This window comes from Winogradskyella alexanderae (genome assembly GCF_020166335.1).
Taxonomy (GTDB): domain Bacteria; phylum Bacteroidota; class Bacteroidia; order Flavobacteriales; family Flavobacteriaceae; genus Winogradskyella; species Winogradskyella alexanderae.
In genome coordinates, this window is sequence record NZ_JAIUJR010000002.1 from 189011 (window position 1) to 204204 (window position 15194).

Here is a 15194-nt window from a genome sequence, read left to right on the forward strand (position 1 = left end):
TGTCATAGTTATTCTTCATAAATATTAAGAACTTTAGTTTTGATTCAAAATATTGGTATAATGAAAACGCGCAACCTTTTTTCAATCTTAACTTTATTCTTAATCTTTGCCTGTGCATCTACGAGCGAAGTCGTTTACGATTACAACCTTGAGGTTGATTTTAATCAATTTGAAACCTATGTACTTTGTATGGACGATTTTTTTGTAGAGCATACGAACCATCCTCAAATGGACAATGAAGAAATTAGACGTCTAATTGGAGACGCTGTGGCTATAGAAATTGAAAACAAAGGTCATCGTACAAATGTCTTAAATCCAGAATTACAGGCCGGATTCAGATTGCTTATAAGCGAAGAAACTGCAGAATTTACAGATTGTGAACATTCTGAGGAACTAGAATATTGGGAGAATTGTACCATACACACACAAACGTTTGAGGAGGAAACACTAGTGGTTTATGTTGCAGATTTTGAATCTAAGAAAGTTTTGTGGCATGCCTCAATAATTTGCGATTTAAACCAACCAAAGAAAAAACTTAAATCCTATGTTAATGGCTTGGTTAAGGAACTTTATGAAACATATCCCAAAACCTTAGTTGCGCCTAATCCAGATGAAGCAAAAGAATATGAAGTTTTCTAATTTTACGACTGTTTTTTGGCTTTTCTACTTCCTTCGTACATTTCATATTTAACAAAGCGCGATTCTAATTTTGCGTTGAATACCTTTATTTTGCGAGAAGGTCTCAATCCAATAAATTTAAGCGCTTCAATATTAGAAGTAATCAACCAAGCATTTGTATTTGGATAACCATGTTTTAGGGTTGAACCAATATTAGCATAAAATTCTTCTACATTAAGGTTCTCTAATCGTTCGCCGTAAGGTGGATTAAAAACCATGTGCAACTTTTCGTCACCAGCTTTTTGAGTTTTAAAAAAATCTTCATGCTTGATGGTGACAAATTCATCTAAATGAGCGTTTTTAATATTATCCTTTGCTTTCCTGACAGCTGATGGAGACTTATCAAAACCAATAATTCTATAGTGAAAGTCTCTGGTTTTCTTGAGTAAGGATTCTTCAATTTTTTCAAACAAGTCAACATCCCAATCTTGCCAACGCTCAAATGCAAATTCCTTCCGCATAAGATTAGGTGGAATATTACAAGCTATCATCGCTGCTTCTGCTAAAATGGTCCCACTACCACACATTGGATCCATAAAATCAGATTGACCATCCCAACCACTCATCACTATCAATCCTGCAGCAAGTACTTCATTTATTGGCGCTATGTTGGTGGCCGTTTTATAACCTCGTCTGTGCAATGATTCTCCCGAAGTATCAAGAGAAATTGTACACCGTTGCCTATCGATATGCACATTGATTTTTAAATCTGGAAAACGCAAATCAATATTCGGTCTCGTTCCGCTAATTTCTCGAAACCGATCTACAATAGCATCTTTGGTTTTAAGAGCAGTATATTTTGAATGCGTAAATACACTATGGTGTATAGTAGCATCTACAGCAAGCGTACCATCTGGTTTTAAATAGTCCTCCCATTTAATTCGCTTTACATAATTATACAAGTCTTGTTCTTTTACAACACGAAAGGATTCAATAGGTTTTAAGATCTTAATAGCCGTTCTGAGACCTATATTAGCCTTATACATAAAGCCCTTGTCACCAACAAAACTAACATTACGCACACCCTTTTCTACATGCATAGCTCCCAATTGGGTTAGTTCTTTGGCAAGAATATCTTCAAAACCAAACAAGGTCTTAGCCACCATTTTAAAATTGCTGTCCATAGGCTAATTGATAATGCAAATTATCTTTTTTAAATTTTATGTAATGTTGATGATAATTTATTTACAAATGAAAACCTATTCTCGCAAGAGAATTTTCAGAAAGCAAAAATACAGTATTTTTGTACGACATTAAACGATATGAATAATTCCACCAAACAATGGTATGCTTCGTGGTTTGACACACCATTTTATCACATTCTTTATAAAGACAGAGATTATGAAGAAGCTCAGATTTTTATGGACAATCTTACTAGTTATTTAAATATACCTGAAAATGGAAAAATCCTTGATTTGGCCTGCGGCAAAGGAAGACATTCGGTGTATCTTAATAAAATTGGATTTAATGTCACAGGTATAGACCTTTCTGAGAAAAGTATAAATTATGCCAAACAATTTGAAAACGAAACACTAAGGTTTAAAGTTCATGACATGAGCAAGCCATACCTTGACACGTTTGACGCTGTTTTTAATCTCTTTACCAGTTTTGGTTACTTTGAGGACGAATCTTGTAATCTAGATACAATTAAATCTATTAAGCAAGAATTAAACTCTGACGGATTTGGTGTTATTGATTTCATGAATGTAAATTATGTAGTTGAAAATCTTGTGCCACACGACACAAAATCTATGGAAGGAATTGAATTTCATCAAAAACGTTTTTTAGAAGATGGTTACATAATAAAGGATATTAACTTTAACTACAATAATGAGGACTACAAATTTCAGGAACGTGTAAAGGCATTCAGGCTTGAAGATTTTCAAGAATTATTTGATGAGGCCAATGTACATTTACTAGATGTTTTTGGAGATTATAATTTAAATAAGTATCGTGCAGATTTATCAGAGCGCCTTATCATGATATTTAAGTAAAATTCCTTTATGAACAAGTATCTCTTTCCTGTTTATGCGATAATAATTGGTGTGGCAATTGCTTTGTTGACCAAAAAGCAAAAGACTACTGGTACGAAATTACTTTTATCCTTTAGTGGTGCATTTCTTTTGGCGCTTACACTTTTTGATTTATTACCTGAGGTTTATGATCATTTGGACGCAAAGGAAACTGGGCTTTTCATTATGTGTGGTATCTTGCTACAGGTTATTTTAGAATTTTTTTCTAAAGGTGCTGAGCATGGCCATATTCATATTCACAAAAACCAAACTAATTTTCCATGGTTACTATTTATAAGTTTGTGCTTACACAGCTTAATTGAAGGCTTTCCAATTCACCAACATAACGATATGGTTTATGGTGTGTTTATCCATAAAATTCCAATAGCAGCTCTAATCACAGCGTTTTTGTTGCAATCCAAGTTCAGTAAATTGCAAATTGTAACTTTTCTATTCATTTTCAGTATAATGACACCGTTGGGAACAGTAATTTCAAATACATCATCAATACCACATGACTATTTAAGTATAATTAATGCGATTGCAATTGGTATTTTCCTTCATATCTCCACCACTATTTTATTTGAAACTGGTGAAGGTCATAAGTTTAATCTATCTAAACTCCTTGCTATCTTACTTGGTGTTCTCATTGCCTATTTTATTTAATGTTTACAAAGGAAGAAAGTAGATTATTACGACAAGAGTTCTGGACAAGTTTTGGTAAATCCTTTCCAAGAAAATGGATCTTGTATAATACCAAAATTAAGGGGCTTTCTTTCAAATTTCATTTTGACACAAAAAAAGCACTTATTGCACTCGACTTAGAGGATAATTTAGAAAACAGAATAAACTGTTGGGAAAAACTTGTTGCTTTAAAAAGTATCCTAAAAAGTGATTATTTGCCGGATGCTATTTATGAAGAAGAATACTTTTTGGATAACGGCAAAGAAATCTCTAGAATTTATTTACCTCTGGAAAAAAAGGTGTCTATTCATAATAAAAATACCTGGCATGAGGTTATGGGGTTTTTTAACCAAAATATGACTCTGTTTGAAGCATTTTTTGAAGAATACAGGGATATCATTAAAGGATAGGCATACCTAAAAATGTCTAAACAAAACTTCGATGCCAGTAAAAATCAGTATTTTTATAAGGCACATTCAATCCACTTTTTAATATCAAATAAAAAATTAAACTCATGAATAATCTATGGTCCGCTATTTTAATTATGGCAATTTTTGCGTCATGCAATACAAATGAAGAGAATAATGTCGAATCCGAATCAAAATTGACGAATACTAATGAAGAAACTATTAATAACACTTCTGAGCAGAATTACGTTTCTATTGACAATGACGAGGCACTAATGGCTACAGCATTATTGGCTGCTCCCGAAGCTAATAGAGCAAATTGCAAAGTTATAGGTTACAATATGGCTGGAGAATTTGTTACCTACAGAGAGGGGACAAATGAATTTATTGTTTTAACCGATGATCCCAAGAAGTCCGGATTCAATGCAGCATGTTATCATAAAAGTCTTGAACCTTTTATGGCGAGAGGACGTGAACTCAAATCAGAAGGAAAATCAGGAGCTGAAATTTTTGACATAAGAGAGGAAGAAGTTAAATCTGGAAAGCTAAGTATGGGAGAACCTGGTGCAACACTACACATTTACTATGGTGATAGTGAACGTTACGACCCAAAAACCACACAGGTTGAAAATGCAATTTATCGTTATGTGGTTTATCTACCGTTTGCCACTTCAGAGTCAACCGGTCTGCCAGAAGCTCCTATAGCATCCAATCATCCTTGGATTATGAATCCAGGAACGCATAGAGCTCATATCATGATTTCTCCTATAAACAATTCAAAGAAAAAATAATATATGGTACAAAAAAGTACACTTTTAGTTTTTTTATTCTTAATTGTTTGTTGTACTACTCTATTGGCTCAAGTAGATAGTCCAACAAATCAGTATACTTTTAAAAAAGGAGATTATAATGGTATTGGCAAATGGTATATGGGTAGAGAAATTGCTTATGTCATGGGTTATCAAGGTATAGGCTGGTTAGAACGACCTGAACGCGAAAAAGAAGAAGAAACATCAAAATTGCTCAAAAACATGAACATCCAGCCAAGCGATGTTATTGCTGATATTGGGGCTGGTTCTGGATATCATGTTTTTAAAATGGCACCATTAGCTAAAAACGGTAAAGTGTATGCAGTTGATATACAACAGGAAATGATAAATGCAATTAAGGCAAACAGAAATTACACCGAACAAGGCAATGTAGAAACTGTTTTAGGTTCTGAAAAATCTGTTAATCTGCCAGAAAATACTTTGGATAAAGTACTTATGGTTGATGTATATCATGAATTCAGCTTTCCATATGAGATGCTGTTATCAATAAAAAAGGCACTTAAACCAAATGGTAAATTATTTTTAATTGAATATCGAGGCGAAGACAACACTGTTCCTATTAAAAGACTTCACAAAATGACGGAAAAACAAGCAGTAAAAGAACTAAAAGCTTCAGGGTTTAAATTAGAAAAGAATCTAGATAATTTACCTTGGCAACACTGTATGATTTTTGTGAAAGGCTAGTTTGAGCTAAATAACATGGAAATATACCATGAGAAAATGGCATATAGCACCTGCCAAAACAAAAAAGTGCCAAATAACATGATTAAATGGTAACCTCTCAAGTGCGTAGAATACAATACCTACTGTGTAAAATAGACCGCCAGAGAACAACCACAATAATCCGTTTGGACCTAAAGCATCTGATAAATTAGTAAAATCAAAAACAATTAGCCATCCCATAACAAGGTAAAGTGAGGTTGAAAACACTTCGAACTTTCCGGTAAAAAATAATTTTAAAACAACACCAAAAAGTGCAATACCCCATACTATCCAAAATAAAGTCCAACCCAATGAGCTAGTTAATAAAATGAGCAAAACAGGAGTGTATGTACCTGCAATGAGAAGATAAATACTTATGTGATCTACAATTCTAAAATAATGTTTTCGTTTCTCTCCCCTGACTGCGTGATAAAGTGTTGAGGCTAAAAAAAGTATAACTATGGATAGACCATAAACAACAACACTAAACAGGTGGAATGGTTTCTCTTTATCGACATCCCATATTAAAAGCAATAGTCCAATAACTCCAAAGGCTGCACCAATTGCATGAGACCAGGCATTGAGCAATTCTTCAAATTTAGTTTGAGCACGCATTTATTTCTCGGATTTCGGCTTTCCCCATTTATTTACGCAAGCATAAAAGTCAATTTCAAAAGCTGGTCGTTGGCGATCCAGTTGCTGGTTTTGAAAAGCGCGTTGTAAAATATCTTCAATTAGATAATCTTCTTTTTCCTTTAGTGGATTAAATTCTTTCTTCAATGATATATCAAAGATTTTGGCTGTGTTATTAAACCAAAAGGCACGCCAACCACTCCGTAATTCTTTAATCAAATCAAATGCAGTCGTACCTGTTTGACGATGAATCAGTTTAATTAATATCTGCCCTTCTGTTTTTGTAAGTTTTTTAAGTTCTTCAGAAAACTCATCTTCTATATACCTCTGGATTACCTTAGCATAGCGTTTTTTATCACGCTTTCGCTTCAATTTAGAAAGACGGTCCTGCAAAGATTCCAAACGGTCCGAAGCCAGTTTAGCATAAGGATATACTTTTAATGTTTTTCGTCTTAAGACTAAATATCTAATGCGTTCATCTCTATTTTTAAAATTTAATTCTGGCAACACCAAAACCTCATCCAAGTCAATTGCTGTTCTTGGAATTGAATCGCCTTCGATAATTATATACTCTACAACGGTTGTGTCCTGTTTTACGGGATCTACTTGCGACTGCAAAATAAAAGATGAAAATAAAAAAATGGATAAGATATATTTCATAAAAAAACGCCTGCCACGACCATTTTGAATGACATATTTGGGTGCCTTCAAAATTAAGAATTAATACTACCATAAACCCTAATTTCGTATTAATATTATTATTTTTAGGGAAAATTTTTTACACATGGCAAAAAAGCAATTATTGACAAAAAAATCTATGGATTTTTTGGAAAAGTATCTCAATAATGCATCTCCTACAGGTTACGAATGGGATGGGCAAAAAATATGGATGGATTACCTAAAACCATACGTCGATGACTTTATTACAGATACTTACGGAACAGCTGTTGCGGTCATAAATCCAAAGGCCAAATACAAAGTAGTCATAGAAGGTCATGCGGATGAAATTTCTTGGTATGTAAACTATATTTCAGACAACGGACTTTTATATGTAATAAGAAATGGAGGAAGCGACCACCAGATTGCCCCAAGTAAAATTGTTAATATTCATACCAAAAAAGGCATTGTAAAGGGTGTTTTCGGTTGGCCTGCCATACACACTAGAAATAGAGCAAAAGAGGAACCGCCAAAACCAGATAATATCTGTATAGACATTGGCGCCAAAGACAAAGCTGAAGTTGAAAAAATGGGTGTCCACGTTGGTTGCGTGATTACCTACCCGGACGAATTCCACATTCTTAACGGAGACAAATTTGTATGTCGTGCATTAGATAATAGAATGGGCGGTTTTATGATTGCTGAAGTAGCACGTTTACTTCATCAGAATAAAAAGAAATTACCGTTTGGATTATATATTACCAATTCCGTTCAAGAAGAAATAGGATTACGTGGTGCTGAAATGATTACTCAAACAATTAAGCCAAATGTAGCCATTGTGACAGATGTAACCCACGATACTACAACACCAATGATCGACCAGAAAAAGCAGGGTTATGCAGAAATAGGAAAAGGCCCAGTTATAGCTTATGCTCCTGCTGTACAGCAAAAACTTAGAGATCTTATCACAGATATTGCAGAAGAAAAGAAGATTCCATTTCAAAGAGCAGCTTTATCGAGGGCAACCGGAACAGATACCGACGCATTTGCTTATAGTAATGGTGGTGTAGCTTCTGCTTTGATATCATTACCGTTAAGATATATGCATACTACAGTAGAGATGGTACATAAAGAAGACGTCGAAAACGTTATTAGACTCATCTATGAGACCCTCATAAAAATAAAAACTGGAGAAACATTTAGTTATTTTGAATAAACGATAGGCCTCATGTATATGAGACTATTTTTTTATGGATGAATTTATAGATATTGTTTCAAAAACAGGAGATCCAACCGGAAAAGTAGCTTTAAAATCCGAAGCCCACAAAAATGGCTGGTACCATAATACGATTCACCTTTGGCTTTATACGCTAAATGGTCAAATTCTGTTGCAACAACGTTCTCATAAAAAGCTAATTTACCCCTTGCTTTGGGATGTTTCTGTCGCTGGTCATATTGATGCCGGAGAATCCTTTATTGAAGCTGCAATTAGGGAAGCAAAAGAAGAAATCGGTTTAGAATTAATTCCAAGTCACCTAAATAAAATTGGCGTAAAATTGCATAAATCATCTTACAATAATGGTGAGGTATTGGATTACGAATTTCACCAGGTATATATTGCGCAACTAACCACGGATATCGAAGAGTTAAAGCCTCAAGAGGATGAAGTTGAGGCGCTTAAATTGGTAAACTTTAATGAATTTGAGGAATTGCTCTCTAGAAGTGAGGAAAACAGCCATTTCGTATCAACGAACAAACCCTATTATAAATTTGTTATTAATGCCATCAAAGCAACATTGAGTTTATGAATTTAATAATGTTCGCTGTTGCGCCTGTTTTTATAATCCTCACATTCATTTATTATCAAGACAAGTATGAAAAAGAACCTATTAGATTACTGTTATTAAACTTTCTATTAGGTGCTGTTGTTAGCATTATTATTGTTACGGTGATTTACCTTTTTACAGGGCATTTTATTCCTATTACAGATAAATATAGCATTTGGGAACAGTTTATCCAGGCCTTTTTAGTGGTGGCACTTTCTGAAGAGTTTAGCAAATATGTTATTGTAAAGTATTTTGCCCAACCTCGTAAGGCATTTAACGAACCATTTGATGGCATTATTTATACCGTTATGGTTTCAATGGGATTTGCCTGCACCGAGAATGTCTTGTATGTTTTAGAAGGTGGTTATCTTACAGCTATTTTAAGAGCGTTTACAGCGGTCCCAGCACATGCAACATTTGGAATATTGATGGGTTATTATATCGGTAAAGCCAAGTTTTCTAAAAATCGTGTGCGTCTCAATATTACGGGATTATTTTTGGCGGTATTGTTTCATGGTTTGTATGATTTTTTTCTATTTATTAATTTTATTCCAGGAATCTCAATTGGTGCTTTTATATCACTAATCATAGCAATTATACTATCAAAAAAAGCCATTGAGAAACATCAGGATAATTCTAAATTTAAAGCCTAAAATATGTGCCTTTCAAAATATGATTTATTTCATGTTTTGGTCAACCTTTAATGAATAATTTAGCACCTCTAAAAACATAATTATGTACAAAGCAAAGGTTAATGCGTCCTACGATTTCGATGTGAACGAGGAGGCAGCAGAACAACTTGATGCTGTTGAAACTTCAACAAATCAATATCACATCCTTCATGATAATGCGTCCATAAAAGCGAAAATTTTAGATAGCAACTTCAACAATAAAAAGTATCTGATTAAAATAAATAACAATACATATGATGTTGCCATCAAGGATGTCTTAGACCAGCAAATTGACGCTTTGGGATTTGCTATTGGTACATCAAAAAAAGTCAACAATATAAAAGCACCAATGCCTGGTTTAATTTTAGAAATCAGTGTATCAGAAGGTAATGAAGTTAAAGAAGATGATCCTTTATTGATCTTAGAAGCCATGAAAATGGAAAATGTCATCAACTCACCACGCGAGGGCATCATAAAATCCATAAAAGTTAAACAAGGGGAAACCGTGGATAAAGATTCACTTTTAATCGAATTCGAATAACATGAAAAAAATTCTAGTAGCCAATCGTGGCGAAATTGCCATTCGTGTGATGCGCACTGCAAAACAAATGGGTATAAAAACAGTTGCTGTATATTCTGAAGTAGATAGACATGCACCACATGTAAAGTATGCAGGTGAGGCCGTATGCATAGGTCCTGCCCCATCAAGTCAGTCTTACTTGCGAGGTGACAAAATTATTGAAGTTGCCAAAGCATTAAATGTCGATGGAATACATCCAGGTTATGGATTCTTAAGTGAAAATGCAGATTTTGCAGAATTGTGCGAGGCTAATGGTATCACATTTATAGGACCACGTTCTAAAGCCATAAAAATGATGGGTGATAAATTAGCTGCCAAAGAAGCAGTTAAAGACTATAACATACCTATGGTTCCTGGCGTAGATCATGCGATAGAAGATCCAAAAGAAGCCGTTGAAGTTGCAAAGCATATTGGTTTCCCTATTCTTATTAAGGCCGCTGCAGGTGGTGGTGGAAAAGGAATGCGTATAGTTGAGAAAGAAAAAGATGTAGAAAGCCAAATGAAAAGAGCTATTAGTGAAGCTAAATCGGCTTTTGGGGATGGTTCTGTCTTTGTAGAAAAATATGTGACTTCTCCACGACACATCGAAATTCAGATCATGGCAGATATGCATGGTAATTACTTGCATTTTTTTGAGCGAGAATGTTCGATACAAAGGCGACACCAGAAAGTTGTGGAAGAGGCACCTTCCGCTATTTTAACACCGCAACTAAGAGATAAAATGGGACAGGCAGCCATAAATGTTGCACGATCTTGCGACTATGTAGGCGCTGGTACTGTAGAGTTCCTCATGGATGCAGACCATAACTTCTATTTTCTCGAAATGAACACACGTCTGCAAGTAGAACATCCTGTCACGGAGTGGATTTCAGGAGTTGATTTAGTAGAATTACAAATAAAGGTGGCTCGCGGTGAAGAGTTAACCATCAAACAAAAAAACCTCAAAATAAATGGTCATGCCTTAGAGCTTCGTGTATATGCAGAAGATCCTATGAACGACTTTTTACCAAGCGTCGGAAAACTAGAAGAATATAAATTACCTGAAGGTGATAATGTCCGTGTTGATAACGGTTTTGAAGAAGGGATGAATATCCCAATTTACTATGATCCTATGTTGTCAAAATTAATCACTTATGGCAAAACAAGAAGCGAGGCTATTGAATGGATGATTTATGCAATCGATAACTATAAAGTAAAAGGTGTACAAACTACCCTACCATTTGGTAGATTTGTTTGTAAACATGAAGCCTTTAGAAGTGGTAATTTTGATACGCATTTCGTTAAGAATTATTACTCACCTAGTATTGTAGAAGAGTCGGCCAAAATAGAAGCCGAAATAGCAGCAAAACTTGCATTGAAGCAATATTTAAAAGATCAAAAATTATTAAGACTACCTAACTAAGCTACTATGGATTCTAAAATAAAAACGTTAAACGAGAAAATTGCCCTATCTAAATTAGGTGGCGGTCAGAGTAGAATAGACAAGCAACACCAAAAGAAAAAATTAACCGCTAGAGAGCGTATTTCTTATCTCTTAGATGAAGGTTCCTTTGAAGAAATTGGCGCATTGGTAACACACAGAACAAAAGATTTTGGTATGGAAGACCAAAAATTTTATGGCGATGGTGTAGTAACTGGGTATGGCACAGTTAATAGCAGATTGGTTTATGTCTTTGCGCAGGATTTTACGGTTTTTGGTGGGTCACTTTCTGAAACACATGCAGAGAAAATCTGTAAAATAATGGATATGGCCGTTAATGTTGGAGCTCCTATTATTGGTTTAAACGACTCCGGTGGTGCACGTATTCAAGAAGGCGTACGTTCACTCGGTGGCTATGCAGATATTTTTTACAGAAATGTACAAGCCTCAGGTGTTATCCCACAGATTTCTGCTATTATGGGACCTTGCGCAGGCGGTGCGGTATATTCACCAGCTATGACGGATTTTACTATTATGGTACAAGATACCAGTTACATGTTTGTAACCGGACCAAATGTTGTTAAAACCGTAACAAATGAAGAAGTTACAAGCGAGGAATTAGGTGGTGCAAGCGTGCATTCTACAAAATCCGGTGTAGCACATAAGACCTCATCAAATGATGTAGAATGTTTAGAGGATGTAAAAAAATTATTGAGCTATTTACCTCAAAGCAATCGCGAAAAACCGCAAGATTTAAACTACGACATAAAAGAAGAAGTTAGAGAAGTTCTATCTGATATTGTTCCGGACAACCCAAATAAACCTTATGATATGCATCAGGTCATAGAAGGCATAATTGATAAAGACTCTTTCTACGAAATACATAAGGACTATGCAGAAAATATTATTGTAGGATTTGCAAGATTAGGTGGTAAATCTATTGGTATTGTAGCAAATCAACCCATGTTTTTGGCAGGAGTTCTTGGTGTTGATAGTTCTAAAAAAGGTGCGCGATTTGTACGATTCTGTGATTGTTTCAATATTCCTTTATTAGTTTTAGAAGATGTACCTGGTTTCTTACCAGGAACAGATCAAGAATGGAATGGTATTATCGTGAATGGTGCTAAACTACTCTATGCATTCAGTGAAGCCACCGTACCAAGGGTTACTGTAATTACAAGAAAGGCGTATGGTGGTGCATATGACGTGATGAATTCTAAGCATATTGGGGCAGATATGAACTTTGCATGGCCAAACGCTGAAATTGCCGTAATGGGTGCAAAAGGTGCTGCCGAAATTATTTTCAAACGTGAAATTACAAGTGCTGAAGATCCTGAGACAAAGTGGAAAGAAAAAGAAGCCGAATATGCTGAGCTTTTTGCAAATCCATACAGTGCTGCAGAACGTGGCTATATTGATGAGGTTATATTACCTAAAAATACAAGACGCAAGCTAATCAAAGCTTTTAGTATGCTAGAAAACAAAGAGGTTAACAAGCCTAAACGTAAGCACGGAAATATCCCGCTCTAATTAATTAACAACTATTATTTAAGGCCTTTTTAGATACGAAAGTCTAAAAGGCCTTTTTTGTTATGATTATTATAAACCTGTGACCTACACCTCATAATTAGCTTACTTTTGCACAATGCAAAACCAACAACGCTCACAATTTGAATTTGTAGTACTTATGGCTGCTTTAATGTCAATAGTTGCACTGTCTATTGATGCAGTATTACCGGCTCTTCCTCTAATTGGAGAGTATCTAAATGCTACAAGTCCTCTTGACAATCCTAAACTAATAACATCAATATTTTTAGGCCTAGGCATTGGTCAATTAATCTTTGGGCCTCTATCTGATAGTTTTGGAAGAAAACCGATTGTTTATGCAGGTTTCATTTTGTTTTTGGTGGCATCAATAGTCTGTATTACTACCAAGAACTTTGAAATGATGCTTTTTGGTCGTGTATTACAGGGTGTCGGTTTGGCATCACCACGAACCATGTGTATTGCTATGGTACGAGACTCGTATGAAGGTGATTATATGGCCAAAATATTATCTATAGTTGTAATGGTATTTATTTTAGTTCCGGTAATAGCACCTACACTTGGCCAGTTTTTGATGAATCGTTTTAGCTGGCAATTTATTTTTACTTTCACGCTATTATTTGGTGCACTGGTAATGCTATGGTTTTGGTTGCGACAGCCTGAAACCCTAAAGGAAAAATATCGAATTCCTTATAGATTAACCATTTTTACTACTGGTACAGCACAGTTTTTTAGTATTAAATCTGCAGTTGTTTACACTTTACTTTCAGGTTTTATTACGGGATCGTTTATGGTCTACCTGAGCACATCACAACAGATCTTCGAAAAACAATATAATCTCGCCGAGGAGTTTCCGCTAATATTTGCCAGCCTTGCAATTTCGGTTGGACTAGCGACGTTTATGAACAGTCAGGTCGTTGTAAGGTATGGTATGAGAACAATTGTACACATTGCTATGGTTAGCTTTGTACTAACATCCCTTGTTTTTTTACTTATGTTCTCAGGTGACAATAATCCCAGAATAGAAGTGTTGATTGGATTCTTTGCTATACAATTCTTTACAATAGGATTCTTATTTGGTAATCTCAGAGCACTTGCAATGGAACCCATGGGGCATATCGCAGGGATTGGCTCTGCTTTGAACGGGTTTATTTCAACAGTAATGGCAGTGCCAATTGCTAATCATATTGGAAGTTACGTAAAAGATTCTGTCCAACCCCTTTTTGTAGGTTTTCTGGTCTGTGGTACAATTTCGCTTCTGATATTTTATGCCAATAGTAATTGGGTTTCAAAATTGCTAAAGGCTAGCTAGAAAATCTCAAGACTTCCTTTACCTTCTCTAATAATAAGGGGAGGATCCTCTGAAAGATCAATTATAGTTGAAGCTTCATTGCCACCATAGCCTGCATCAATTACTAAATCTACACGTTTATCCCATTTTTCTAAAATCAATTCAGGATCAGTTGTATATTCTACAATATCATCATCATCCCTTATTGAAGTAGACACTAACGGGTTTCCCAATCCATTAACTATAGCTTGAGTTATTGAATTATCAGGCACCCTTATTCCAACTGTTTTTCGCTTTTTAAAGGGGTTTGGTAAGTTTTTTGATCCAGGTAGAATAAAAGTATATGGTCCTGGGAGTGCGCGCTTTAAAATTTTGAAGGTGGTATTATCTATTTGCTTAACATAATCACTGAGGTTGCTTAAATCTTCACAAATAAATGACAGGTTAGACTTCTCTAGCTTTATGCCTTTAATTTGGGCAATACGCTCAAGGGCTTTAATGTTGGTAATATCACACCCTAATCCATAAACCGTGTCGGTAGGGTAAATGACCAATCCGCCTTTTTTGAGCACATCAACTACCTTTTGGATTGCTTTAGGATTCGGATTATCGGGATATATTTTTATGAATTGGGCCATAAACTTAAGAACTAACCTCTTCGTTGTCTATTTTGATTGTAATTATCTGGTCTATTCCGAGCATCATTGCTACCACGTCTTCTAGGCATAATCTTTTCCTTTTCAGCTTTTTGATATTTAATCCATCGCTCATTCTGCTCTTCGCTTAGCAGTTTCTTTATCTGATTATTAAGATTTTGCTCATGGCCCCTAACCTGCTCTATAACAGGACTTAACTTGTCCCTAACCATGGTCATTGTCTCTCTTATTAGTTCTCTATTTTGGCTTGCCCTAGCCGTTTCCATATTTTGATTCACAACAATATCCAACCCCTCAAATAAATCTTTGTTGTCTGAGTTTATCTGATTGATCTTTTGGTTATAATTTTCGATTTTCGAAATAACACTAAGTGATACGGTATCCGATTTTTTAAGTTTCAGTTTCTTGAGCGCTTTCTTGGTGTCATATTCAAATATTCCTGCTAACTTGAGTGATTCAAACTTTGGGATTTCGCGCATACCTGTGTTTTGGTCTTGACCAAAATTAGCGCGTCTCATATTACCAGGGCGCTGTGCATTAATTAATGCAAATTGAAAAAATAGAACAATATAAATGAGCGTTTTCATAATTAAGCAAATAAC

General features: G+C 35.2%; 18 protein-coding genes. 13 read left to right on the top strand and 5 right to left on the bottom strand.

Features of this window, described 5'->3' with window-relative positions:
* Positions 1-60 precede the first annotated feature (60 nt).
* Positions 61-639, top strand: a complete 579-nt coding sequence (locus tag LBU54_RS04275) for a DUF4136 domain-containing protein (protein ID WP_224526348.1) — start codon at positions 61-63, stop codon at positions 637-639.
* Between the two features lie 2 nt (positions 640-641).
* Here the strand turns inward: LBU54_RS04275 and LBU54_RS04280 are convergent, their stop codons facing one another.
* On the bottom strand, positions 642-1802 hold the full coding sequence (locus tag LBU54_RS04280; RefSeq protein WP_224526350.1) for a THUMP domain-containing class I SAM-dependent RNA methyltransferase: 1161 nt from the start codon (positions 1800-1802) through the stop codon (positions 642-644).
* Between the two features lie 138 nt (positions 1803-1940).
* Here LBU54_RS04280 and LBU54_RS04285 point away from each other — a divergent pair, with 138 nt between their 5' ends.
* The 5 genes from LBU54_RS04285 (at position 1941) to LBU54_RS04305 (ending at position 5295) form a co-directional block, all read left to right on the top strand.
* On the top strand, positions 1941-2672 hold the full coding sequence (locus tag LBU54_RS04285; RefSeq protein ID WP_224526353.1) for a class I SAM-dependent methyltransferase: 732 nt from the start codon (positions 1941-1943) through the stop codon (positions 2670-2672).
* A 9-nt stretch (positions 2673-2681) separates the two neighbouring features.
* Positions 2682-3356, top strand: coding sequence for a ZIP family metal transporter (locus LBU54_RS04290; protein WP_224526356.1), 675 nt, complete (start codon positions 2682-2684; stop codon positions 3354-3356).
* Positions 3356-3784: a DUF4268 domain-containing protein gene (locus LBU54_RS04295; RefSeq protein ID WP_224526359.1), complete on the top strand. Its 429-nt coding sequence runs from the start codon at positions 3356-3358 to the stop codon at positions 3782-3784. The genes LBU54_RS04290 and LBU54_RS04295 overlap by 1 nt, the downstream gene beginning before the upstream one ends.
* A gap of 104 nt (positions 3785-3888) precedes the next feature.
* Complete coding sequence (locus LBU54_RS04300; RefSeq protein ID WP_224526361.1) at positions 3889-4572, top strand: hypothetical protein; 684 nt, start codon at positions 3889-3891, stop codon at positions 4570-4572.
* Between the two features lie 3 nt (positions 4573-4575).
* Positions 4576-5295 carry a class I SAM-dependent methyltransferase gene (locus LBU54_RS04305; protein WP_224526363.1) on the top strand — a complete coding sequence of 240 codons (720 nt, stop codon included), beginning with the start codon at positions 4576-4578 and terminating at the stop codon, positions 5293-5295.
* A gap of 6 nt (positions 5296-5301) precedes the next feature.
* On the opposite strand, the gene trhA is transcribed toward LBU54_RS04305, so the two are convergent.
* Together trhA and LBU54_RS04315 are read right to left on the bottom strand one after the other, a co-directional pair.
* Positions 5302-5928 (bottom strand): PAQR family membrane homeostasis protein TrhA, encoded by a 627-nt coding sequence (gene trhA / locus LBU54_RS04310; protein ID WP_224526365.1) that lies wholly within the window; start codon positions 5926-5928, stop codon positions 5302-5304.
* On the bottom strand, positions 5929-6606 hold the full coding sequence (locus LBU54_RS04315; protein WP_224527060.1) for a DUF4294 domain-containing protein: 678 nt from the start codon (positions 6604-6606) through the stop codon (positions 5929-5931).
* Between the two features lie 124 nt (positions 6607-6730).
* Between LBU54_RS04315 and LBU54_RS04320 the strand changes: the two genes are divergently transcribed.
* The 7 genes from LBU54_RS04320 to LBU54_RS04350 all read left to right on the top strand — a co-directional run bounded on the left by LBU54_RS04320 (position 6731) and on the right by LBU54_RS04350 (position 13957).
* Entirely contained in the window at positions 6731-7819 is a 1089-nt protein-coding gene (locus tag LBU54_RS04320) for a M42 family metallopeptidase (protein ID WP_224526368.1), read from the top strand.
* A gap of 34 nt (positions 7820-7853) precedes the next feature.
* Positions 7854-8411 (top strand): NUDIX hydrolase, encoded by a 558-nt coding sequence (locus LBU54_RS04325; protein WP_224526370.1) that lies wholly within the window; start codon positions 7854-7856, stop codon positions 8409-8411.
* Positions 8408-9082: a PrsW family intramembrane metalloprotease gene (locus LBU54_RS04330; RefSeq protein ID WP_224526371.1), complete on the top strand. Its 675-nt coding sequence runs from the start codon at positions 8408-8410 to the stop codon at positions 9080-9082. The genes LBU54_RS04325 and LBU54_RS04330 overlap by 4 nt, the downstream gene beginning before the upstream one ends.
* Positions 9083-9164: 82 nt before the next feature.
* A complete protein-coding gene (locus LBU54_RS04335; RefSeq protein ID WP_224526374.1) occupies positions 9165-9641 on the top strand; it encodes an acetyl-CoA carboxylase biotin carboxyl carrier protein subunit in 477 nt (158 codons plus the stop codon).
* A gap of 1 nt (position 9642) precedes the next feature.
* The gene (gene accC, locus LBU54_RS04340; RefSeq protein WP_224526377.1) at positions 9643-11082 is read left to right on the top strand and encodes an acetyl-CoA carboxylase biotin carboxylase subunit; all 1440 of its coding nucleotides are present in this window, start codon (positions 9643-9645) and stop codon (positions 11080-11082) included.
* A 6-nt stretch (positions 11083-11088) separates the two neighbouring features.
* Positions 11089-12630, top strand: coding sequence for an acyl-CoA carboxylase subunit beta (locus LBU54_RS04345; RefSeq protein WP_224526379.1), 1542 nt, complete (start codon positions 11089-11091; stop codon positions 12628-12630).
* 115 nt (positions 12631-12745) lie between these two features.
* The gene (locus LBU54_RS04350; RefSeq protein WP_224526381.1) at positions 12746-13957 is read left to right on the top strand and encodes a multidrug effflux MFS transporter; all 1212 of its coding nucleotides are present in this window, start codon (positions 12746-12748) and stop codon (positions 13955-13957) included.
* Here LBU54_RS04350 and LBU54_RS04355 read toward each other — a convergent pair.
* Both LBU54_RS04355 and LBU54_RS04360 read right to left on the bottom strand, forming a co-directional pair.
* Positions 13954-14574 carry an L-threonylcarbamoyladenylate synthase gene (locus tag LBU54_RS04355; RefSeq protein ID WP_224526383.1) on the bottom strand — a complete coding sequence of 207 codons (621 nt, stop codon included), beginning with the start codon at positions 14572-14574 and terminating at the stop codon, positions 13954-13956. The two genes, LBU54_RS04350 and LBU54_RS04355, sit on opposite strands and share 4 nt — an antisense overlap.
* Before the next feature lie 11 nt (positions 14575-14585).
* On the bottom strand, positions 14586-15179 hold the full coding sequence (locus LBU54_RS04360) for a hypothetical protein (RefSeq protein ID WP_224526385.1): 594 nt from the start codon (positions 15177-15179) through the stop codon (positions 14586-14588).
* Positions 15180-15194 lie beyond the last annotated feature (15 nt).